Below are 20,409 nucleotides of genomic sequence, written 5' to 3'. Positions count from 1 at the left end.
GGAGACAGCATTGTCACTTCCAACGTCGGAGGCGCACCTTAGCGCTGTTCTAGAAGCTGTTGAAGGTCGGAACCACGGAGAGCCAGAGTTTCTCCAGGCCGTTCGCGAAGTGCTCGAAACACTGGCTCCGGTGCTCAACGAGCATCCTGAATACATTGAGACCGGCATCCTTGAGCGCCTGGTCGAACCCGAGCGGCAGCTCGCCTTCCGGGTGCCGTGGGTCGACGACGCAGGCAAGGTGCAGGTCAACCGCGGCTACCGCGTCCAGTTCAACGCCGCACTCGGCCCCTATAAGGGAGGCCTGCGCTTTCACCCGAGCGTGAACCTCTCAGTCGTGAAATTCCTCGGCTTCGAGCAGGTCTTCAAGAACGCGCTGACATCGCAGCGCATCGGCGGCGGCAAAGGCGGGTCGGACTTCGACCCAGCCGGCAAGAGCGACGCTGAGGTCATGCGCTTCTGCCAGGCCTACATGACTGAACTCGTGCACTACATCGGCGAACACACCGACGTCCCCGCCGGCGACATCGGTGTCGGCGCCCGGGAGATCGGCTACCTCTTTGGCCAGTACCGCCGCCTGACGCACCGCTACGAGTCGGGGGTGCTCACCGGCAAGGGCAAGGGCTGGGGCGGCGCTGAGGTGCGCACCGAAGCCACGGGCTACGGCGCGGTGTTCTTTGCAGAAGAGATGCTCGCGCGCTCAGGCGACGGCGTGGCCGGTCGCCGCGCCATCGTGTCAGGATCGGGCAACGTCGCGATCTACGTCATCGAAAAAGTCCAGCAGCTTGGCGGTCGCGCCGTGACCGCATCGGACTCGAGCGGCTACATCGTCGACGAGGCCGGAATCGACGTGGAGCTGCTCAAGCAGATCAAGGAAACCGAGCGCGCCCGAATCTCCGAATACGCTGAACGTCGCCCCGGCTCGCACTACGTCGAGGGTGGCAGCGTCTGGGATGTGCGCGGTGAGCTCGCCTTCCCCTGCGCGACTCAGAACGAACTCGGCGAGAGGGCTGCGCGCGCCCTTCTGAAGAACGGCGTTCGCGCCGTCGCGGAGGGCGCGAACATGCCGACCACTCCCGAAGCGATCGAGCTCCTCCAAGGAGCGGGCGTGCTCTTCGCCCCCGGCAAGGCCGCCAACGCTGGTGGCGTTGCCACGTCTGCGCTTGAGATGAGCCAGAATGCCGCGCGTTCGCGCTGGGACTTCGACAAGAGCGAGAACCGCCTGCACGAGATCATGCGCGACGTTCACGAGCTCTGCTACTCGGCCTCGGAGCGCTACGGCAAGCCCGGCGATTACGTCCTCGGAGCCAACTCGGCTGGCTTCGTGACGGTGGCCCAGGCAATGCTCGAACAGGGTGTCATTTAGACCCTGATTTCGAGCCGTAATCTAAGCGTGACAATTTCGTGATGTTCGGTTAGGCTTGGTCAAGTCTTGGCTTCAACGGTCACATGCTGACCGCCATAAAGCACCAACGTAAGGTAGATATTTCGTGAATTCACAGCCCAGCACTGAGGTCGTAGCTGCGACCGAACCCGCAGCTTCGTCCAAGGCGAAGGTCAAGAAGATCGCACGAGTGGGCGGCGCCGCCGTTTTCACTTTCGCTATGTTTGGCACGCTTGCGCTGCCCGCATACGCGTTCAACGACAAGGAAGAGCCGGTGGCAGCTGTCGCCGAATCGCAGACGATTAAGGTCACTGCAGGCCCCGCGCTCACCAAGATCGACGACATCCCGCTCGAGGTCGACACGACCGTTGCCGAGCAGGAGCAGCGCGAGAAGCTCGTCGCGGAGGCCGAGAAGCGCGCCGCCGAGCTTGAGGCCGCGAAGGAGACGAAGCCGGGCGCCGCTGCGACCGCAGCCGAGGCTCCGAAGGCCGCAGAGATTCCCGCCGGTTCGGGCGCGAGTGGCCTCGTTGCTGCCGCACTCGCTCAGGTCGGCGTCTCGCAGGACTGCACCGATCTCGCGCAGAACGCACTCGCTGCAATCGGTCTGACCGAGCGCCGCGACCAGGGTGGCTACGACCACGGCGTTAACGACTTCTTCCGCTACGGCGCGTCGGTCGATTACGTTCACGGTTCGACCGCACTCGCTCCGGGCGATCTCCTCATGTGGCCGGGCGCTCCGCACGTCGCCGTCTACATCGGTGGCGGCCAGGCAGTGCACGGCGGCTGGACCGGCGGCACGACCGTCGTCGCTGGCCTCAGCACCTACGCAGGTCTGCCGACCCAGGTTGTTCGCATGAGCTAATTGCTCATCACTCAAACGGGGCGTAGCTTTCGGGCTGCGCCCCGTTTCTGTTTTCCGGCTGGCGCGCTCCGTGCGCTAGAATCGATACTTGGTGCCGCAGCGCACCGCCCGCCTTGGTAGCTCAGTGGATAGAGCACTTCTCTCCTAAAGAAGGTGTCGGAGGTTCGATTCCTCTCCAGGGCACTCCCTTGGCCTCTGTGCCGTCAGCCACACCAGCCCTTGGCCAGCCACAGTTGCCCGGTGTACACGATTCCCGCAAGTGCACACGAATTAGGCAGCGGAATATCGTGTGCTTTTGCAGAGAGCGTGTACAGTCGCCGAGGTACCAGCGCTACCGGCTGGGATGCCAGCGCTGCCGGGACTGGCAGTAGCCGCGCGCGGGGCCCGGCAGGCGGCCCGTGCGCGCGTCGCCAGCCCCGTGCTGGCAGGAGAACTCCGGCTTCGCCCCTGGCTGGCGCTTACTGCGCCTGAGCGCAGCCAGGTGACGCAACCCGGCTCTCGAGACGTTAGCGCCGGTTCTGCGCATAGCTGGTGACCCAGCGGAACCGCTGGAGGCCACTGCACGATCACGCTGCCTACGAAGGCCCCCGCGCCACGGTCCTCGTTGCGGGGCCTGCCGCATGACCCGTAGCTTGGGCGGACCCGCAAGGGCAGCACGCACTATCTGTCTCGGATAGCCGCTTCGGCGCGCTCGATGAAGGTGTACATCGCTTCCCACATGGAATAACTGTCGTCGAGGAGGGGGAGCCGCACGGTGACTTCTTGTCCGCGGAAAGCACCGACGACGATTGCCTGCGAAGCCTCGGCGTCGAGCTGGACAGAGACAAGCCGCGCGTCCGGGTCTGTGTTTCTCAGGAGTCCGGTCAGGCTCAGGTCTCGGTGAATCTCTCGCCACCGGATTGGCAGATTCACGTCACTGGGGGCAACTTCGTCTTCGGCGAAGACGTTTACGTCTATGGCCACGTTCCAGCGTTCACTGAACTGTTGCGCAATTATGGGCGCGGCCGCATCCAAGGGGCAGACGATCGGCTCTGCCGAGGGGTCGACGCTATACAGTTGAGCGTCGTCGCTGCCGAACTCGATTCGCGAGACAACGACTGCCTCTGCCCTGACTGCCGATTCTGCGAGAGCCAATTCGAATAGGAAGTTTCCCTCTGGCATGTGCGCCGCCTCCGGTTCCCCCACTGGGTCTACAGGATACCCGACTTCCTCGCGCGCCAGTCACGGTGGCCGGTCACTGAGATCCGCCACCTACTGCAGGACGGTCAGCACACGACAAACGCCGTGGGTAGGGAGCCGTGGTGACTATCCGTCGCGCCTCACCGCAATTGCCTCGACCTCGACTCGGAAGCCACCTGCGAGCGCGATTCCAAACGTGCTGCGCGCTGGCCGGTGGTCCCCGAAAGCCGCTGCGTACTCCTCGTTGAACGCTGCAAAGTCGCTGATATTCGTGAGCAAACACATCGTTCGAACGACATCATCAAGGCCAAGCCCGTCGGCCTCCAGTACCGATTGCAGGTTTGTCAGCGCCTGGCGAGTTTCGGCCCTGAAGTCCGTGGGCGTCACTCCCGTCACCGGATCGAGGCCAACCTGGCCCGCGGTGAACACGAGTCCGTCGGTGACAGCGGCCTGGGAATAGTGACCGCCTGGCGCCGGTGCATGTGGGGTGCTGATGAATGAAAGCGACATGATGTCTCCGTTTCTGCGGGGTCCCGCATTGTGCTGAGTAATCGGTTCCGGTGGATCGAGGATGGGGCCCCAAAAGCCGTCCTACGAGCAGAAGTTCGCAATGATTCTTGCGTAGATGCGCGCGGCTTCATGGATGCTCCGTACACTCACAAACTCATTGGGGCCATGGGCACACGTGAGAGTTCCCGGGCCGAAGGAGGGCAGTGTTGGGATCCCCTGTTGCGAGAACCATGGCGCGTCGGTGCCGCCTGGGAACACACCGAGTGGGGGTGCCTCGCCCAAGACGTCACTGGCAGCATCGGTCACTACAGCCACGAGCGGGTGACCCGCTTCGAGCTCGCTCCATGGGATCCAATCAAGGCCAGGCTCAAATGCGTAATCAACCTGCAAATCTGGGTCCGCGACGCGACATGCGTCAAGCCAGGTTTCGATGCCTTGTGCCACCTGTTCGCGAGTCTGTCCCGGGACTGTGCGGAGGTCGCAGGCGAACTCGGCCTGGCCAGGCACGACGCCGAAGAATGTGCCCCCGGCGATCATCACGCCGGTGTTGAGCGTCGGACCGACCCCTCCAAGTGGATGCGGTGTGAACGGGAGATCGAGTTCCGACCCGATGCGCACCATGAGGTCTGCGAGCTTTAGCGAGGCGTTGACTGACGGCATGCGGTCGGAGAGGCTCGAGTGCATCTGGGTGCCAGTCACCTTGATCCGGAAACCGCACACTCCTCGGGACACTAGGTGGATACCCTGCCAATCGTGCTCCCAGCCGCTGGGCTCGCCGATGAGCACCGCGTCGACGTTGTCGATCAGCGGAGCCACGAACTTGGAACCGAGCTGAGCGCCGGCTTCTTCGTCTGCGACAAAGCCAAACACGATATCTCCTCGGAGCTGGACGCCGGTTTCCCGCACTGCGCGCGCCGCGAGGATCATGCAGGCGACGGCAGCCTTCATATCGGTCGCGCCGAGCCCGAAGAGGTTTCCGTCGACGACTGTGGCGGTGTGCGGGTCAGTGCGCCAGAGGTGTGCAGCCTCACCGACAGGTTTGGTGTCGGTATGACCGTTGAGCATCAGCGACTGTCCGCCACCGGTCCCCTTCACTCGGGCGATCAAACTTGGCCGCTCGGGTGTCTGGCCGACCACCGAGACGTCCTCCGCGAGGTTTGCTTCCTCCAGTACAGACACAAGGAAGCTCACGATCTGCCGCTCGTCGGCGTGCGGGGGGATCTGCGAGTCGATGGCGATAAGGTCGGAGACGAGCGCAAGAAGTTCATCTTCGCGCTCGGCAAGAAATGCGTCTATGGCGGCCGATTGATCGTTTGTGAGCGGGTGAGACCCGTGGTCCGGGTGAGATGGTGCCATTGGAGTTATCCTTTCCCAGGTGTGGTTTCGCGGTGCGCGCCCGCTGCCGTCGCCGTCGCCGATCGGACAGCATCGAGGAGGCGCGTGACGTCTCGCGCATCGTTCATCACATGGAACGAGGCGCGAACTCGCCCGTCACCACCCCAGACGTAGACGCCATGTTCGGCGAGAGTGGCTGCCAGTCGTTCCCCGTCGGGCCACAAGAAGGAGACGTTGCCGGCGTGCGCCGATGGGTCTTGGGGGGTGATGACTGTGAAACCCTGCTCCCGCAGGCCAGCGGCCGCCGCAGCAGCGAGGCTGACGGCGTGCGCTTCAACGCGTTCGATCCCGAGTTCGAGGATCTCGTCGACCGCTGCGCCGAGACCTGCAATCTCGGCGAGTGCAGGGGCGCCGACTTGGAACCGCGACGCGCCCGCGTTCCAGTTGAGGTTCTCGAACCGGTCGTCCGTGAAGATATTGGTGAGGGAACGCCAGCCCACCGCGCCGGGTTTGAAGTCTGGAAGGGTGTCGCGGTTCCAGCATACGATGCCGACGCCGTAGGGGCCGAGCGTCCACTTGTACGAGGCGCTAACGGTGAGGGCGGCCCGTCTGAGATCAGTGCGCACGACGCCGAGGGAATGCGAGATATCAAGTAGCAAGGGCACGTCGGCGATCTCCGCCGCGCGGCCGAGTGCGTCCAGATCGTACCGCAGCCCGGTGATGTACCCGACGTGGCTCACACACAGGGCCACGGTGCGTTCATCGCACGCATCCATCAAGTCTTCGATGGGGAGTGACCAGTCGGCTCGCCGGGGCACAACCCGTACCTCCAAGCCCGCCTCGCGCAACCGGAGCCAGGGTGCGAACACCGCCGGATGCTCGTACTCGTTCACAACGACGTTGTCGCCCGGAGACCACTTCCATCCGTTTGCGATGGCACTCCACGCGCTCGAAGCATCACCCAGCAGACCGATCTCTTCGACCGGTCGATCTGTGAGGCGTGCAATACTTGCACGGGTAGCCGCCTCCGCCTCGTAGAGGACCCTTCTTCCGTCCTCACCGAGGCTCTTGGCCCTGTACGAACTGACAATTGCCTCTTCGACACGTCGTAGCGCGGGGGAGTGCGCACCCGTGTAGAGGTAGGAATCTGCCGTTAGATTGACAAAGGCCTCTTTCTCAAGGAGTGGCTGTTCTCCAGGAACATGCATAGGAGTCCTGCTTTCGGTCGGGAGGTTTATGAGCTAGTTGAGGCTTGCGCGGTGCCTGGCAGCTGCCAGACTTCGGCGGCGAAGAGGAGGCGCCCATCATCGTCGGTCGGATCGATCATGAGGCTGCGGATGTGAGCGCTCCAGGCCGCGTTCACCGGGTCGCGCTCCAGCCGTGCGAACGTCTCTGAGACAGGGCCGTTGCAGCTGCCGGTCGCGATGACGAGTGTGCCGCGACGGAACAGCGTGTATTCGGTGACTCCGGCGTCGCGCATGGCTTCTGCGACGCCGTCCCAGAGCGTCGCGTGCTCGTCTGCGTAGCGCTGTTCGCTGCCAGGGATTATGTCGAAGAGATAGCAGAAACGGTTCATGTGCGTGCCCCCGCGAGGACTGCCCTGAGTGCGCCGCCGAGAACGGATTCAAGCTCATCCTCGGTGAGGTCATCACGAATTGGGCCGGGCAGAGCGAATAGCTCTGGCTCAGAGAGAACGCTGAGACCTGGGGCATAGTCGGACCCCCAGAGGGTTCGCCGCGGGCCAAAGGCCGCTATGAGCTCGCGCGCGATGTGCGTCCCAGCGGCGTGCGGGAAGTCCGGATCGGTGGCATACAGGCCGGACAGCTTGACCGAGACGTTTGGGGCATCAGCGAGCCGCGAGATCGGGGCGATCCGCTGCTGGATTTCCGATGCGGAGGCTTGGGCGAGGTCACCGGGAAGCCCGAGGTGGCTCAGGAGTACACACGCTCCGTCTGCATCGCGGAATCGTGGCTCGGCGCCGGAGACTGCTTCGGGCGTAGCGTTCACGCTCAGGATGGAGCGGGTGTGGGAGAGAGCGTCCCAAGTCTCCCGCGGAATTGCTGCAGTGAGTTCCGGATCCGCGCCGAGGTAGAGCGAGTATCCGACAGCGCCTCTGGCGCGGTCGGATTCAATCTCGCTCGGCGTGGGGGGACGCTGCGGGTCGAGGAAGAGCGTTGGGTGTATCCACGAGTGCGTCATAGCAAGAGCGAGTATGTACTCGTTGTTCCCTGCGAACTGTGGGTGCCCCTCGTACCCGACGACGAGCGCCTCGTCGATCCCGTAGCGCTCGCGAAGCGAGAGGTACGTTGCGAGCTCAGCGCCCGGATCCTCGGCGGTGGAGAACCCGTGTTGAAATAGGTGGATGTGACTGTCCGCCCGGGTGGCACGCGTCTCGGACACTATCGGGCCTCGGTCGCTTCGCCAGTAGCTGCGGCCATGATGATTCGGTCCGCGAGATGGAGCCCTGCCACAGCCTCCTCGAGAGTCACCGCAGTTGGCGGCCGTCCGTGGCGAACAGCGTCGGCAAAGTCGCGCAGTTCTTGTTCCATTGCTCCATGGGCGGCGGAGGGGGTGAGTACGTCGTCGACGGTGGTGCTGGTCGCGGAGTGCGCGTAGACGCGGGGATCCAGCCTGAGTGACAGCGTGCCATCTTCCCCAACAATCTCGAGCGCATCCGGAAGCGAGGTTGTGTCTTGTGCACCTCCCAAAGACCACGAGACCTGGAACGACCAGAGCGATCCGGAACTGGTCTCCACTTCCGCCCACACCACGGTCGGCTGCGAGCGGCCGGCCACATGTACTTCGCGCGCGGTCACGTTGACAGGCTGCGCTCCATCGCACCAGAGTGCGAGGTCGATGTCGTGGATCATCGTCATGAGGACCGGGTGCGTATCAGAGAATCTCGTGTCGTGGTCAACGTTGCGATGCCGCCGAAACGAGAACGCTCGTGGAGTACCAACGTCGCCGAGCTCGATGCGGTGCTTGAGCTCTTGATAGGGGGCGGCGAAGCGAAGAAGATGTGCTGGGAACACAAAGCCGGTGCTCGCCCGCTCAGCCGCGAGTAACTGCTCCGCTGCTGCTGTTGTCGGGGCAACTGGTTTCTCGAGCAGCACACTTACGCCTGCCTGGAGGGCAGCGATGCTTGGCGCGACGTGGTGGGCATTCGCGGTGGCGACCGTGATCCCGTCGACGTTCGTGGCGTCAAGAAGTTTCTCAACCGACTCGTACGCGGCTTTGACACCGAGCTTGTCGGCGAGAGTCCGAGCTCGAAGCACGTCGTGATTGACGATTGCGACGAGTTCGACGTCGGAGTTGCGCATGAGCGTCTCCGCGTGAAGCGCCCCAAACGGGCCGGACCCTACGACGGCAATGCGCACGCGATCTTTCCGCGCCCCACTGACGACTGAGTCATCCTTCTGCGATCGTAGGCTGGGCGTCATAGAGAGATATCCGTTCGTGAGGTGTGACGAGGCACTGTCCGGCGCCGACGCGCGGCGCCGGACAGCTCAGTTAGCAGCTCGGCTTATAGATGAAGCGCTGTGCCTCTTCGGTGTCGGCATTGTCGCGGTCGATAATGAACGCGCTGACATACTCTTGATACTCAAGTGATTCCGGATCAAGCTCGCCCTGAGCGATCTTCGCGAGTCGGTCAACCGAGTCGTATCCGAGCCCATATGGGTCTTGCGCGACCAGGGCGTCGTAGACGCCTGCCTTGAGGTCTGCGACCTGTGCGGGATCAGCGTCATACGCCACAAGCTTGACTTCTCCTGTCTTGTTTGCGGCCTGGATCGCGGCTGAAGCGCCGGCTGATGCGGGTGCCAGCGTTGTGTAGATACCCTTCAAATCCGGGTTGGCGATTGCCGCGGCTGCTTTCTGTGCAGCCTTGCTCTGGTCTGCGTCTGAGTACTCTGTGGGAAGCACCGTGATGTCGGGGTAGGCCTCTGCCATCCGTTCGGTGAAGCCGTCGACACGTTCGGCATTCGCAGCCACTCCCGGGAAGGAAGCGATGACGAGCACCGTCCCCTGCTCTCCAACTGCCTTGGCGAGCGCGTCTGCTGCGAGTGCGCCGGCGCTCAGATTGTCGGTGCGGATATTCTGCAACTCCGCTGGTTCGTCGAGACTTCCGTCGACGGTCAGTACGGGCACCCCGTCGGCCGAGATGTTCTCCACTGTTTCGATGAGGCCCACGGGATCTGTCGGCACGAGTACGAGGCCGGCGGGCTTGGTCTGAACTGCGGCATTGATTAGCGGGGTTTGGGTCTTCAAGTCCCAGTTCGGGTCGCCTTGCCAGTCGAGGCGAACGCCGTTCTCTTCGGCTGCGGCTTTTGCGCCGCACTGCATCACCTGGAAGTAGGTCGCTGTCATTTGGGCGGCGACGAAGGCGATCGTGGGTTCTTCACTGGGAGAGTCAGCGCCGCCCTCCGAGGGCGTCGTCGCGCAGGAACTCAGGATGAGAGCGAGTGTTGCGGCGCCGGCGACGGCTCCGCTCTTGCCAAGGCGGCTGATGAATCTAGACACGGTTCCTCCATTGGATGTGTGTGATGTGTGGGGTGCAGGGTTCCTGCGGGTACTGCGTTTGGGTGCGCCGATGCGGCCGGACGGCAGTGCGCCGACCCGGTACCTCGGGACATGTCTACTTCTGTTGGGCGCGACGGCGCTGGTCGATACCAACGGCGATGAGGAGGATCGCGCCAGTGACGACGAGCTGGTAGAACGAACCGACCCGCAGGATCACGAGGCCGTTAATGAGCACGGCGGGGATGATCGCGGCGATCATCGAGCCGGGGACTGACGCGCGACCACCGAAGAGGCTTGTGCCGCCGATGACGACCGCAGCGATAGCGGCGAGAGCGTCGCCCTGATGGCCTTGAATGTTGGTGGTGAGGAACCTCGCGATGTCGATAAAACCGACGAGGCCACAGATCCCGCCCATGATGAGAAACAGCTTGATCCGCTGCCGGCGCACGTTCACGCCCGCGCGTTCCGCGGCGCGCAGCGACGAACCCATTCCGAGCGTGTGGGCGCCGAATCGCAGCTTCGTCATTGTGTACCACGCGATCGCGCCAACGACGAGTGCGAGGAGCGCGGGGATAGGGATAATGCCGATGAAGTCGGCGGAGCCGAAGCCCTTCTGCATCTCGCGCGGCAGCGAGCTTACGTTAACGCCGTTCGTAACGATGTACGCAAGTCCGCTGCCGACGCTCATCATGGCGAGCGTGACGATAAATGAGTTCACGCGAAGGGTGTTCACGAGCAGGGCATTGATGAACCCGAAGAGCAACCCGGTGCCAATCGCCGCGGCAACACCCGCAAGGACCGCCAGGAGCGCGTTTGTGTACTCGCCCGCGAGCACCGCCTCGGGTGAGCCACCAAGCCAGGTGATCACCTTCGCCGCGACCACTGAGGAGAGGATAACGTTCGCGCCGATTGAGAGATCGAGTTCGCCAGCGCCCACGAGGAACGTCATTCCTACGGCCAGCAGGATCAACTGGGCAGAGTCGAGGGCGAGGTTGCGGAAGTTTGCGGGCCCGAGAAAGACACCATTCGGTGAGAGTAGGCCGAACAGCAGGATCAGTGCGACGACGACGACCGCGATGAGGAAGGCTGTCGAGGTCAGCAGTCGCCGCGCGGCGCTGGGCTCGCTGCTGTCAAACGATGGCGGTGTCGTGACCGATTCGGTGCTCGGGGTACGTACGGCAGTTGACTGGTTCACGCGGCTTCCTCCTTGGCAGACAGCATGGTCGTGAGAACGTCGACGAGTTCGAGGCCGGCAGTCGGCATTTGCGCGACCACACGGCCATGCCGCATGATCGCGATCCTGTCTGCGAACTCAAGCATCTTTGGAATGTCGTGCGAGACAAGAATGACTGCGAGGTCGCGGTCGGCCGCTGCACGAACTGCGTCGTACACCATGGCTGTTTGCTTGGGCCCGAGCGCTGCTGTGGGCTCGTCCATCAGAATCGCTGCCTTAGCCCACATGACCGCGCGTGCGACGGCGATGGCCTGCCGCTGTCCTCCGGACAGGGCGCTCACCGGAGCAGTCAGAGAGGGGACCCTGGCCCCGAGAAGGCTCATGGCCTCCTTGGTACGGTCGCGCATTGCTGATTCGTCGACATGTCCGATCAGCCGGCCAAGGCCAGGCTTGAGGAGTTCGCGGCCGAAGAAGAAGTTCTGCACCACGGTGAGGTCGGGTGCCTGTGCGAGATCCTGGTAGACGATCTCGATCCCGACTTCGCGGGCGGCGCGAACTGAGGCGACAGAGATCTCCTTGCCGTTGAGGATAATCTCGCCTTCGTCGGGCGCGTGTACGCCCGCGATGACGTTCGACAACGTTGACTTGCCCGCTCCGTTATCGCCAATCAGTGCGAGAACTTCTCCCGCATAGGCCTGGAGCGAGGCACCTTGAAGCGCTCGGACGTGGCCGAAGCTTTTCGTGATCCCGCGGGTTTCGATGACCGGCGCCTGCGGCTGCCTCGTCGTTGGGGTGGGTTCCGCATCCATTTGTGTCTCCAATGACAGCAGGAAGTTTAGTGAGAGTTCAATCGTTCGCTCTACCGAACGTTTATCACTATATTGGACACAGTTTTGGCGCGCAAGCCCTCACAAAGAATTTCTCCGAGCCGAGCTTGGCTAGTTTCCGGAGGGGTACTGCTGGACAACAAACAGCTGCCCTCCGCCCTCCCTGGCGCGGTAGAAGTGTGGTTGGTCCGCCCTGAAAGTGAGCATGTCCCCTGGTTCGAGGAGGTGACCTGCCCCGTCGGGCCCAACCTCCACGAGCCCGCTGGCGCAGAGTACCCGCTCAATCACTCCGGCGGCGTTGCCGCGTGAACTGCGCAAGGCGTTTGGGGCGAGCGAGACGACAGAGAGTTCAACCTCGCCATCTCCGTGCCAACCCGCCATGAGCTGGGCTACGAAATCGTCGCCATCGCGGGCGATAACCGGCGCGTCTGTCAGTCGGCGTATTTCTGAGTCCCCGATCGACCCAGGGTCGGCGAGCAAGCTCCCGAGCGATACATTCAGGGTTTTTGCGATCGACCAAAGCGTGTCGAGCGACGGGTTCCCGTTTCCCCGTTCAAGCTCTGAGACGGTCGACTTTGAGATCCCCGCCTCGCGCGCAAGCGCGGACGCGCTCATTCCGCGGCGCTCCCGCCATTTCCGAAGGTTTGCGGCGAGGGGGGAGGATTGCTGGCTTTCTTTCATAATGTGCATTATGGTACATAACCATCAATCGTTCGCTCTACCGATCGATGCAATGACGCACACATAGCACGAGGAGAAACTGAACGATGTCACAGCACGGTCATGCCACGCTTAGCGGAAGAATCGCAATATACGGAGGTGATGCACACCCCCACGCAGCGCGGCGCCTCGCCGAGGAATGGCCGGACTTGGAGTGGCAACCCGCGCCAGACCCCGCACTCGTTCCAGAAACGATGCCCCTCGTGGAACTACTAGAGCGGGCGGACATGCCCGAAGGGGCACTGCGCATCGATGTGCAGCTTGCGGGAGGCGCCCCCATCATTCGGGTGGCCGGAGGTCCGTACTCTGGCGTGATCTACGGCGTCGAGGAACTCGTGCAGCGCGTCGCCAGCGTTGGCCCAGCGGGTGTCTCCGTTCCAGTGGTCGCGGTCGAGCGCACTCCGAAGCTTGCCTACCGCACGTTCTGGACCTGGGATCATTCCACGAACTGGGAGCTCAGCCAGGTTGGGCATCAGGAGATTGGAGTCTTCAACCCGTACGGGAAGCCGCCGGGAGGTTTTCTCAAGGACTACAAGCGAATGGTTGACTTTTGCAGTCGCCACCAGATCGCAGCGATTGTGATTTACGGCTTCTTCCGGGACTCCCACGGCGGTGTCGAGGCGGCGAAGGAACTCACTCGCTATGCCCGCGAGCGTGGCGTGCGGATCTTGCCTGGAGTCGCGATAGGGGCCTACGGCGGCGTGTATTGGGAGGGTGACCACCGCTACAACCTCGCGACCTATCTTCGGGACAACCCTGAGATGGCAGCCGACATGGAGCGCGGGGTAGGTTTCCAACTCGCAGATCTGAGTTTTCCGCTGAACTTTCCGCAGAGCGACTACACGCGAACAGCGTGCCCGTCCGAGCCGGCGAACATTCAGTGGATGGCCGACGCTCTCGAGTGGCTTGTTGAGACTGTCGAGCCGGGAGGCGTCAATATTGAGGGTGGAGACTATGGCGTCTGCGGTTGCCCCCGATGTGTCACTCGGCGGGGCGAACGCGAAGCGGCGAGCCGGCGGGATAACGACGCAGAGTTTTGGTCGCACGCAGACATGGCAGACAACTTCCCCAAGCTGTTCGATGCGGCACGGTCGGGCGGAGACGATCTTTGGGTGTACTGCGAGTTGCAGTGGGACAATTTGCTCGACCCTGCCGCGCACGCCCCGTTGGAGGCGCTGCCTAAGGGCGGGATCTATCAGCACACTTTCAATCGTGCGTATTGGGAGCGTGCGAAGGACGAACTGACTGCACAGCATGTGCATGACCTCCCGACGCAGGCAAACGTTATCCGTAGCCAGTTTGCTTGCCAGTGGAATGGCGATGAGCGTACTGAGCGCTACGCCTTCAACGCCCCGGTGTTTGCAGACCTTGCTAAGACGTCGGCCGACGTTGGGATGCGGGGCCTCACCGTCTGGGGTGAGCCGTCGCCCTACCATGTCTCCGCGGAACTGAGCTACCTGGCATTCGGTCGATTTGGCTTCGACCCGACACTGTCGTGGGCAGAGTTTATGCGCGGAGACGTAGCTCCACGTTTGGGAGGCGAGGCCGAGGCCGAGGTGTTTGTCGCGAGGATGACTGAACTCGACGCCAACCAAGTACTTCCCGTCGAACGTTTGCGGGCAATTCGCGATGATGCCCTCGACGCGGCGCGAGGCGTTACCGGTGAGGCGATCCGACGCTGGAGCTGGCTGGCTGATCGAGCGAACCAGCGTCTCTACATGGGGCAGTAGCCGCACGCGGGGCCCGGCGCCCGGGCCCCGCTCAACCCCGCCCCGTCCCCTTTGGTCGGTCTCAGCCCGCCAGTGGCTCCGGGAGGCGGTGGGGGATCGTCTGTCCCGTCGCGAAGCCCGCGCCCGTGAGGATGTGCCCGTAGTGCTTCACGGACCCGATGACGAGTGAGCGGTCGAGCACCACGAGATCCGGGATGCGGGTCGATACCATCACCTCGAAGCGCTGGGAGTCTGCGAGGGTGCGCAGCCATGCCGAGATCATGATGTTGCTCTCGCCGAGCGTGAGCAGTACGGATCTCACCTCCTCGACCTTGGTGAGCGCTTCTGCAATCGCGGTCGCCCGCTCTGCCGGGACACGGAACGAGTACCAGACGTAGTGCGGCCACGCTGTCAGGGTGCGCGCGACGTCGACCCTCACCGACAGCAGGCCGGCGCTCTGCAGCCCTGCGATCGCGTCGTGCACTCGCTTCTGGGTGAGCCCGGTGCGCCGCGCGATCGAGGCGACTGCGGCCCGGCCGTCGTGGTTGAGTTCCGCGATGACGGCACGTTCGACGTCGATCGGTTGGCGCCGCGCGTTTGCAGGCCCGGCCGGCTGGAGCGCAGCAACTTTGGCCTGCTCGCCGGGGGAGAGGGCACGTGGGGTCCAGGGCCGTGCATCGGTCATCATTGACGTCACGACGGTAGTGCGAACCGACGTCGCGTCTCCGAGCCCACCCATGTCGCGCAATACGTAGGTCGAGAGCGCTTCCAGATCGGGGACCGCTACGGTGACGAGGATGTCGCGGGCGCCGGCGGTGAGGTTGATCGTCAGGGCCTCGCTATCCAGTGCGAGCTGTCGTGCGACCTCGTGCGCGCGCCCCGGTTTGCACTGCACCTCGGCGACGGCCACGGTGAAGGGTGTCCCGAGAGTGCCGTAGCCGGTCACGTAGACCTGCCCGCGCTCGGTGAGCTTCGCCCAGCGCCTCGCGAGCGTTGCGGCGTCGACGCCGATGACGGGGGCGAGTGCGCTCCATGCGGCGCGCGGCGCAAGCTTGACGGCGTGGATAAGTCGCAGATCCAGGTTGTCTAGGGAGTTTTCTGGCGACATTGGACCATAATATGCATAAATCTTGCGAAGCGCTCCATGCTCTCGGACGGTTTCTATGCTGTGTTCTGCTCAACACCCTCGTGCGGCAACGCAACATTTTCGAAGGAGAAAACATGTCAGAGGACACAGCCCAACGCACCGACGCGGTGGTCAAGGAGAAGCGTGCGCCGCTGCCGCGTTCCGTGAAGTTCACCGTCGCGATCCTGTTCGCCGCGTGGATCGTGGACTACATCGACCGTCTCGTGATCACGATCGTGCTGCCCCTCATCGGCGCAGACCTCGAACTCAATAACACCCAGCTCGGCCTGCTCGCCTCCGGGTTCTTTTTCGCCTACGCCTTCGCACAGGTCCCGGGAGGGATGCTCACGGATCGGTTCGGCGGCCGCCCGATCGCTGGCGTCGCAATGCTCACGTGGTCGGCGTTCACCGCGCTGTCGGGCCTCGTCAGCAGCTTCGGCGTGCTGTTCACCATTCGCGTGCTGTTCGGTGCCGCGCAGGCCCCGTTCCCGAGCGCCGCGGCGAAGATCCTCGCAGAGCGTACGACGCCGAATCAGCGGATGACGGCGCAGGGGATCGTCTCGGCCTCGAACGGCATCGGGTCGCTCGTCGGCTACCTCGTGATTCCGCCCGTCGTTGTGCTGCTCGGGTGGCGGGGCACGTTTATCGCGATGGCGGGACTCGGGGTGCTCAGCTTCTTCCTGCTCTTCCTGCTCCCCAAACTGAGGGTGGAGGTGCCCAAGCCGTCCGCGGAGAGCGCGGCGGCCCGCGCAGAGCAGTGGCGCCAGGTCCGTGCCCTCGTTCGCAACCCGACCATGATGATCTTCGCCGCGATGTTCTTCAGCAGCAACCTCATCACCTGGGGCGTCGTGACCTGGATGCCGTCGTACCTGCAGCAGGTCCGTGGCATTGACGTGGGCAGCTCAAGCCTGCTCCTCGCGCTGCCCGCGCTCTGCATCGCGGTCGGCATCTACGTTGGCGGCCGCCTCACCGACAGGCTCGGCGGCGCGAGCGCGAAGATCGTCGCCCCGGCAATGGCCGTGAGCCTCGTCGCGATCATCCTCATGGCCACCTCGGAGTCGCTGACGATGTTCATCATCTTCGAGTGCATCGCGATCTTCGGCTGCGGGCTCTGCAACGTCCCGGTCGTGTCCGTGCCGCTGAAGGCACTGTCGACGCAGCTCTCGGGAAGCGCGTTCTCCATCGTGAACTTCGGCGGCCAGCTCGCGGGCATCGTCGCGCCGCTCGCCATGGGGATCCTGCTCGACAGCTACGGCTACACCTCGGCCTTCCTCTTCCTGGGTGTCGGAGCGGTGCTCGCCATCGTGATGGCGATCATCGCGCCCCAGTCCGTCGACGCATTCGCCCAGCGTACGAAGCTCGTGGCCCAGGAGGCGCAGCAGTGACACTCCCCACACCCCTGCAGCAACTCAGAAGAGAGCTGCACAGGCACCCGGAAGTCGGGCTGCATCTGCCCGACACCCGCGAGCGCATCGAGCGCGAACTCGCACCGCTCGACATCGAGCTCAGCTTTTCTGAGCAGCTGAGCTCCATCGTCGGAGTGCTTCGCGGCAACCCGACGGGGCGCGCCGTCCTGCTTCGGGCCGACATGGACGCTCTCCCCGTCGCCGAACCAGCCGGGCTTGAGTACGCTTCAGAACGCCCTGGCGCGATGCACGCGTGCGGCCACGACCTGCACATGGCGGGCCTCGTAGGGGCCGCACGAATGCTCGCTGCGCGCCGTGACGACCTCGAGGGAGATGTCGTGTTCATGTTTCAGCCTGGCGAGGAACGGCTTGGCGGCGCGCGGATCATGCTCGCCGAGGGTGTCCTCGACGCGGCCGGTCCCAGGGTGGGGGCGGCGTTCGCTGTGCACGTGAGCCCGGGGGTGCGTGGAACGTTCCTCACGCGCTCTGGCCCCACGCTCGCGGGCAGCAACGAACTCCGGGTGAGGATCGTCGGCCAGGGCGGACATGGCTCCCAGCCGCACACCGCCCGAAACCCGATTCCGGTTGCCGCAGAGGCCGTCGGCGTGATGCAGTCATTCACGGCGCGACGGCTCGACCCCTTCGACCCCGCGATCATCACGCCAACAGTGATCCGGGCGGGCGACGCGATCAATGTGATTCCGGAGAGCGTCGAGCTGGCGGCGACGGTCCGTAACTTCTCGGCGGCGACGCTTGCGCGGGTAGGATCCGATCTCGTCGAAGAACTTGAGGGACTGGCTCGCGCACATGGGATGACCGCCGAGGTGTCCCTGAATATCGACTACCCGGTCACCGTTAACGACGGGGCCGCGACCGAGTGGGCCGTCGCCGAACTCGCAGAGCTCCTTGGTGCCGAGCGGGTCGCCGAGCTCCCGCAGCCGATTATGGGGTCGGAAGACTTCGCGTACGTGGCGGAGCGCGTACCCAGCACGATCTTCATGCTCGGCGCGTCTCCCGACGGGGTCGAGCCGAGCACAGCGGCGCCGAACCACTCGCCTCGGGTCGTGTTCGACGACGCGGTCCTCGACGATCAGGCGGTCGCGCTCGCGGCGCTAGCGGAGGGCTGGCTTGCCAGGGGATGGCGCGCGCTCGGTGATCGGACGAGGGTAGACGCGTGACAGCGCTGGAACGCATCGCCGACTGGATCACGTCTGGTGCGCCAGTCAGCGCGCCGCGTCGCGCGGCGGCGGCTGACGCCTTCGCCGACACGCTCGCATGCATGATCGCCGGCGCCTCGGATGTGTCGACACTCGGCGCGCTCGCGGTCGCGGCGCAGGCAGACCCGCGGGAGTCCGCGATATGCGTCGATGGCGGGATGCGCGCCCCGGGCTCGGCGGCCCTCGTCAACGGCACCGCCGCACACGCGCTGGACCTCGACGACAACTTCATCGGAGCAGCGACGCACGCCAGTGCCGTGCTCGTGCCCGCCCTGCTCGCCACCGCGCGCCTGGCGGACGCGGACGGCCCGGCGCTGCTCGACGCCTATCTTGTCGGCCTTCAGGTGCAGCGTGAGATCGGGCGCGAGGTTGCCGCGAAGCACTACACGGCAGGATGGCACGCGACCTCAACGATCGGACCGATCGGGGGCGCGGCGGCGGTGGCGCACCTGCTCGGGCTCGACGCCGGCCGAACCACCGCAGCAATGAGCGTCGCCGTGAGCAGCGCGAGCGGCCTGAAACGGCAGTTCGGCACCCCAGTGAAGCCCGTTCACGCCGGGTTCGCAGCGCGCAGCTCAGTCGAGGCGGCCCTGTTCGCTGAGGCCGGGGTTACCGGGCGTGCGGACATCCTCGAGGGGGAGCGCGGCTTCGCGGCGCTCTACGGCGCTCCGAGTGCAGACTGGCCGGCGGAACCGATCGACACCTCCGCCGTGCACGCGATCGAACAGCCCGGCCTGTTCCCGAAGCTGTACCCGTGCTGCGGATCGACCCACCTCGCGATCGACGCGGTAGTCGATCTGCTCCGCGAGCACAGCTTCGCCGCAGCCGACGTCGCAGAGATCGTGGTGACAGTGCTCCGTCCGAACGCCGCGAACCTGCCGTACACCCACCCCGAGAATCCGACCCAGGCGAGGTTCTCGATGCAGTACGCCCTCACGGCGGCGCTCGAGGGTGGGACGGTCTCGATGTCGGACTTCGAACCCGCGAGGGTGCGCGAGCGGCGCAGCCATCCACTCTTCGACAGGATCTCGGTTCGGACCTGGTCCGAGGAGGCTGAGCGGATCATGCTTGACCAAGGCCGCACCCCGCACCGGGTCGAACTCACCCTCACAGACGGCCGGAGGCTCGACCGGCAGCGCGAGGTCGCCCGCGGGGCGGTGAGCGAGCCGTTCGCGCCATGGGAGAAGCGCCGCAAGTTCACGTCGCTGTCGAACCTTGCGGACTCGCACTACGACGCGGTCCTGCGGCTCGCCGAGTCGCCTAACATCGATGCAATTGAACGGTTGCTGCGGGCGGCATCCGACCCGAGGAATGGAGCAGGCTGATGACGCAGGACCCACCCTTGCCGCACGTTGCCGTCGTCGGCCTAGGCGGGACCATCGCGAGTTCGACGCTCGCCCCGGACGATCTCCTCACCTACGGAGCCCCAGGGTTTCACGTCGACGAGCTGCTCGAGTATCTCCGGCCAGAGCTGCTGAGCGTCGCCGAGCTCGACGGTGAACAGGTGCTCGCGAGTGGGTCAAGCACGCTCAGCATCGCAGACCTCGTCAGGGTGTCGGAGGCCGTCAACGACGCTCTCTCGACCGCTGACGCAGTCGTGGTGACGAGCGGCAGCGATGCACTCGAGGAGATCGCCTACTGGCTCGACCTCACCGTCCCCGCAAACCGCCCGGTCATCGTCACGGGGTCCATGCGGCCGTTTGCCGTGCGCGACCCCGAACGACCGTCACCGCCAACGCGCCTCGTGCACGGTGCTGACGGTCCCGCCAATCTGTTGGCGGCGATCAGGGTCGCGGCGAGTGGAGTGACGGCGGGTCAGGGCGTTGTCGTGGTGTTCGGAGACCTGCTGCACGCCGCGCGGGATGTGGTGAAACGCCATTCCACCCTTCCCGATCCGTTTGAGAGCCCCGCTTCGGGTCCCATCGGCTACCTGTTTGGTGGCTCCGTCGTGCTGCACCGTCACGTGGTCCGTCCGCCAGGCGATCCGGCCGAGCCCCTCGTCAACCTCGCAGGATGCGCCACGGCGGCGGAGCTGCCCAGGGTCGAGATTCTCGTCTCCTATCCGGGCGGCGGTGGCGAAGCGGTCGACGCGTACGTCGCCGCCGGAGTGCGCGGGCTCGTTATCGCGGGCATGGGGCTTGGCGCGATCTCGCAAGATCTCGCCGCGGCGGCGGGCCGAGCGGCCGAGAATGGGCTGCCGGTGGTGTGCGTGTCCCGCTCGGGCGCTGGGAGCGCGGTCGCGAAGCTGGGCTGGGAGATCGTCGTCGGCGACCTCGCCCCGACGAAGGCGCGCCTGCTGCTGATTCTTGCGCTCCTTGGCGGGCAATCATCGGCGCAGGTCGCGCAGACGATGAGCCGGCTCGCGATGCCCGGCGTCCCGGGCAGTCAGGGGTAGGCGCCTCCAGCGATCAGGATCGCGGCGCCCGGCAGACGCAAGTTTTGCGG

At 64.6% G+C, this 20,409-nt stretch carries 19 protein-coding genes and 1 tRNA gene; 8 read left to right on the top strand and 12 right to left on the bottom strand.

Annotation, left to right across the window (positions count from 1 at the left end; genetic code table 11):
• The first annotated feature begins 10 nt into the window (after positions 1-10).
• The 3 genes from gdhA (at position 11) to BJ960_RS12825 (ending at position 2,426) form a co-directional block, all read left to right on the top strand.
• Positions 11-1,363 (top strand): NADP-specific glutamate dehydrogenase, encoded by a 1,353-nt coding sequence (gene gdhA / locus BJ960_RS12835; protein ID WP_185987575.1) that lies wholly within the window; start codon positions 11-13, stop codon positions 1,361-1,363.
• Between the two features lie 238 nt (positions 1,364-1,601).
• The gene (locus tag BJ960_RS12830) at positions 1,602-2,243 is read left to right on the top strand and encodes an NlpC/P60 family protein (protein WP_185987574.1); all 642 of its coding nucleotides are present in this window, start codon (positions 1,602-1,604) and stop codon (positions 2,241-2,243) included.
• A 110-nt stretch (positions 2,244-2,353) separates the two neighbouring features.
• Positions 2,354-2,426, top strand: a tRNA-Arg gene (locus BJ960_RS12825).
• Positions 2,427-2,903: 477 nt separating this feature from the next.
• Here BJ960_RS12825 and BJ960_RS12820 read toward each other — a convergent pair.
• The 11 genes from BJ960_RS12820 to BJ960_RS12770 form a co-directional block, all read right to left on the bottom strand.
• A complete protein-coding gene (locus BJ960_RS12820) occupies positions 2,904-3,404 on the bottom strand; it encodes a hypothetical protein (protein WP_185987573.1) in 501 nt (166 codons plus the stop codon).
• A gap of 144 nt (positions 3,405-3,548) precedes the next feature.
• Positions 3,549-3,932, bottom strand: a complete 384-nt coding sequence (locus BJ960_RS12815) for a RidA family protein (RefSeq protein WP_185987572.1) — start codon at positions 3,930-3,932, stop codon at positions 3,549-3,551.
• A gap of 81 nt (positions 3,933-4,013) precedes the next feature.
• Positions 4,014-5,288 carry a M20 family metallopeptidase gene (locus BJ960_RS12810; protein WP_185987571.1) on the bottom strand — a complete coding sequence of 425 codons (1,275 nt, stop codon included), beginning with the start codon at positions 5,286-5,288 and terminating at the stop codon, positions 4,014-4,016.
• Between the two features lie 5 nt (positions 5,289-5,293).
• The gene (locus BJ960_RS12805) at positions 5,294-6,475 is read right to left on the bottom strand and encodes an aminotransferase class V-fold PLP-dependent enzyme (RefSeq protein ID WP_185987570.1); all 1,182 of its coding nucleotides are present in this window, start codon (positions 6,473-6,475) and stop codon (positions 5,294-5,296) included.
• Positions 6,476-6,501: 26 nt separating this feature from the next.
• Positions 6,502-6,843 (bottom strand): L-rhamnose mutarotase, encoded by a 342-nt coding sequence (locus BJ960_RS12800; protein WP_185987569.1) that lies wholly within the window; start codon positions 6,841-6,843, stop codon positions 6,502-6,504.
• On the bottom strand, positions 6,840-7,667 hold the full coding sequence (locus BJ960_RS12795; protein ID WP_185987568.1) for an amidohydrolase family protein: 828 nt from the start codon (positions 7,665-7,667) through the stop codon (positions 6,840-6,842). Before BJ960_RS12795 ends, BJ960_RS12800 begins: the two co-directional genes overlap by 4 nt.
• Positions 7,667-8,707 (bottom strand): Gfo/Idh/MocA family protein, encoded by a 1,041-nt coding sequence (locus BJ960_RS12790; RefSeq protein ID WP_185987567.1) that lies wholly within the window; start codon positions 8,705-8,707, stop codon positions 7,667-7,669. The genes BJ960_RS12795 and BJ960_RS12790 overlap by 1 nt, the downstream gene beginning before the upstream one ends.
• 70 nt (positions 8,708-8,777) lie before the next feature.
• Positions 8,778-9,785, bottom strand: a complete 1,008-nt coding sequence (locus BJ960_RS12785; protein WP_185987566.1) for a substrate-binding domain-containing protein — start codon at positions 9,783-9,785, stop codon at positions 8,778-8,780.
• Between the two features lie 115 nt (positions 9,786-9,900).
• Complete coding sequence (locus tag BJ960_RS12780; protein ID WP_185987565.1) at positions 9,901-10,980, bottom strand: ABC transporter permease; 1,080 nt, start codon at positions 10,978-10,980, stop codon at positions 9,901-9,903.
• A complete protein-coding gene (locus BJ960_RS12775; protein ID WP_185987564.1) occupies positions 10,977-11,768 on the bottom strand; it encodes an ATP-binding cassette domain-containing protein in 792 nt (263 codons plus the stop codon). Before BJ960_RS12775 ends, BJ960_RS12780 begins: the two co-directional genes overlap by 4 nt.
• Before the next feature lie 129 nt (positions 11,769-11,897).
• Positions 11,898-12,467 carry a helix-turn-helix domain-containing protein gene (locus BJ960_RS12770; RefSeq protein ID WP_185987563.1) on the bottom strand — a complete coding sequence of 190 codons (570 nt, stop codon included), beginning with the start codon at positions 12,465-12,467 and terminating at the stop codon, positions 11,898-11,900.
• Between the two features lie 242 nt (positions 12,468-12,709).
• Between BJ960_RS12770 and BJ960_RS12765 the strand changes: the two genes are divergently transcribed.
• Positions 12,710-14,236 (top strand): hypothetical protein, encoded by a 1,527-nt coding sequence (locus BJ960_RS12765; protein WP_185987562.1) that lies wholly within the window; start codon positions 12,710-12,712, stop codon positions 14,234-14,236.
• A gap of 61 nt (positions 14,237-14,297) precedes the next feature.
• On the opposite strand, the gene BJ960_RS12760 is transcribed toward BJ960_RS12765, so the two are convergent.
• Positions 14,298-15,323 carry an Lrp/AsnC family transcriptional regulator gene (locus tag BJ960_RS12760; protein WP_185987561.1) on the bottom strand — a complete coding sequence of 342 codons (1,026 nt, stop codon included), beginning with the start codon at positions 15,321-15,323 and terminating at the stop codon, positions 14,298-14,300.
• A 113-nt stretch (positions 15,324-15,436) separates the two neighbouring features.
• Here BJ960_RS12760 and BJ960_RS12755 point away from each other — a divergent pair, with 113 nt between their 5' ends.
• From BJ960_RS12755 to BJ960_RS12740, 4 genes are read left to right on the top strand one after another with little or no spacing between them, the layout of a single operon-like run.
• Positions 15,437-16,726 (top strand): MFS transporter, encoded by a 1,290-nt coding sequence (locus tag BJ960_RS12755; protein WP_185987560.1) that lies wholly within the window; start codon positions 15,437-15,439, stop codon positions 16,724-16,726.
• Positions 16,723-17,925, top strand: coding sequence for a M20 metallopeptidase family protein (locus BJ960_RS12750; protein WP_185987559.1), 1,203 nt, complete (start codon positions 16,723-16,725; stop codon positions 17,923-17,925). The genes BJ960_RS12755 and BJ960_RS12750 overlap by 4 nt, the downstream gene beginning before the upstream one ends.
• Positions 17,922-19,289 carry an MmgE/PrpD family protein gene (locus BJ960_RS12745; protein ID WP_185987558.1) on the top strand — a complete coding sequence of 456 codons (1,368 nt, stop codon included), beginning with the start codon at positions 17,922-17,924 and terminating at the stop codon, positions 19,287-19,289. Before BJ960_RS12750 ends, BJ960_RS12745 begins: the two co-directional genes overlap by 4 nt.
• Positions 19,289-20,359, top strand: a complete 1,071-nt coding sequence (locus tag BJ960_RS12740; RefSeq protein WP_185987557.1) for an asparaginase — start codon at positions 19,289-19,291, stop codon at positions 20,357-20,359. Before BJ960_RS12745 ends, BJ960_RS12740 begins: the two co-directional genes overlap by 1 nt.
• Positions 20,360-20,409 lie beyond the last annotated feature (50 nt).

The sequence above is a fragment of the Leucobacter aridicollis genome (assembly GCF_013409595.1).
In the GTDB taxonomy this organism is placed as follows: Bacteria; Actinomycetota; Actinomycetes; order Actinomycetales; family Microbacteriaceae; genus Leucobacter; species Leucobacter aridicollis.
Note: the sequence above shows the minus strand (reverse complement) of the source record. Positions and strands in the feature narration are given on the sequence as shown.